At 36.3% G+C, this 2,005-nt stretch carries 2 protein-coding genes; both read right to left on the reverse strand.

Annotation, left to right across the window (positions count from 1 at the left end; translation table 11 throughout):
• Positions 1 to 457 precede the first annotated feature (457 nt).
• A complete protein-coding gene (locus ACFX4W_RS04715) occupies positions 458 to 625 on the reverse strand; it encodes an aspartyl-phosphate phosphatase Spo0E family protein (RefSeq protein ID WP_047749689.1) in 168 nt (55 codons plus the stop codon).
• Positions 626 to 1,081: 456 nt separating this feature from the next.
• A partial coding sequence (locus tag ACFX4W_RS04720) for a plasmid recombination protein (protein WP_377559275.1) occupies positions 1,082 to 2,005 on the reverse strand: 924 nt, incomplete at its 5' end.

Here is a 2,005-nt window from a genome sequence, read left to right on the forward strand (position 1 = left end):
ACATAATCACTCTTTCCGGAACACACCACAAAAAAGAACCCTTGTCGCAGAACGGTTCCGCCGAGGGTCCTTTTTCCGGAGTATGCAGCTTTTTATACATCCTTGATATGACGGCATTTACTCGATACCCAAGTCGGAGGAGGATGTATAAAAAGTGCGCGTTTTATTCATATGCTAGAACACATTAAAAATAGTAAATATGTTAAAAAATATGTTATGTTTGCAGTCATTACTTCAGATTTCAACGTATTTGAAAGCAACCTCACTCTCCTATGACAAAGATGAGGTTGCTCTTTTATTTTGTATATATAGCAACACATTAAAAATAGTCTTTAATTACAGAACATGGTAACCTACTTATGTTTCATACTTCGGATACGTATGAACAAACCCTTACAAAAAAAGCAACCTCGTTCATTGGCCAATGCCGAGGTTGCTTTTTTTGTTTTTAATAGCTCTATTTAATCTTTTCTAATTCATTTAACATCTCATCAATAAATTGACTAATTTCTACCGTGTTATTACTTGTAAACCCCTCTTTAAATGCCGTTTCAATCAAACATTTTCTCTCTTTTTCAATTTCAACGGTTAAAGCTTCTTTTAAGATCACTTTATGAGACTCCAATATTCCCCTCACCCATTTACTTTTAATAGCAAAACAAATACAGGGTTGTACACTCTAAGAGCGATCAACCTTGTATTTGTTTTATCTTTTTATGTTCATACAAATATTTTACAGTATACAAATGTCCTTATACAACGGAATTTTATCTTAAAATCAAAACTTGTCATACAAATTTTGATTTCCGGCTTCACAGACAAGAAAGTTTGTGATATACTTCACATATAAAGATATCCATGACGAACCAGAACACTCTTGAATGTAATATAGAAAAAGCTATTTCACTCCGATGCCAATACGATTGAAATAGCTTTTTTATATGGCTTTAACTATGTTTATAGACCAGAAAAACCGTAGTCATAAGCATTCAACAATAGATAAATATCATAACCAGCTACCACTGCAAAAGCAATAAGTAAGAGTGTCGTTTTAAATTTGCTCAACTTCATGTCTCCCTTTTTACCGTTCTAAGTCTTGTTCCTGGCGTTTGAATTGCTTGCGGATCCCGCCGACGTATTGAAAAAATGATATCTGTTTCATCTTCTCCACATTCTTATCAATCCAATTCAAAGCTTTTTCCTTCCAGGCTTTTAATGTCTTATTCTCTTCTATTAACTCATGAACCTGCTCATTCACCTTATCTAGCTCTTCTTTTGGCACATAATCCTTTATATAACCAAGATTCATCTTCGTTAAGCTCTCATTCACTTCATTTACTTGTACAAGCTCTTTTTTTGTTTTCTCATGTTTCTGCTTCTCAATCATTAAATCATCGCTGAGAGAGCTTATATGAGCTTTATATTGCGTATCTAGTTCTCTCTTAACCTCTTCTTTCGCATTTTTCTTCTGTTCAGCTGAAAAATCACGGACAAGCTTCTGACGCATTTGTTTTTTGGCCTTCTCAACTTCGCCATCTTGATGCGCCACGTATATCTCTAATTCTTGCTTTGTCTCACTTAAATCATGCTTTAATGCCTTATTCTCTTTCTCATAGCGATCTACCTCGTGACTCAATGCATGGGTACGCTCATGCTCGGCCGCCAATGTTTGCTGAAGCTCTTTTGTGAGATTCATAAGCTCATGAAAATCTGCTTCTTCCACTTTCACTTTGGAACCCATGACACTCTTGGCCGCCTCTACTTCAAGAGGTTGGCTACATAACTCTTCAATACGTCTCTCGCTACGTATCTCAACGGGTGGTGATGTTTTTAACTCGACCAAATTATCCATACTTTGAAGCTCTTTTTCCTTGTGAGCCACTAATTGTTGCAAATGCTTTAGCTCTTTTTCGCGTTCTTGTTTCTTAAACTCATGCACACTTTTATGCTGCAGCTCGCTCGGCTCGCCACGCTCAATGTCATAGCCACGTTTGTTCATGTAGTT

Source organism: Priestia sp. YIM B13489, from assembly GCF_042787645.1.
GTDB lineage: Bacteria > Bacillota > Bacilli > Bacillales > Bacillaceae_H > Priestia > Priestia megaterium.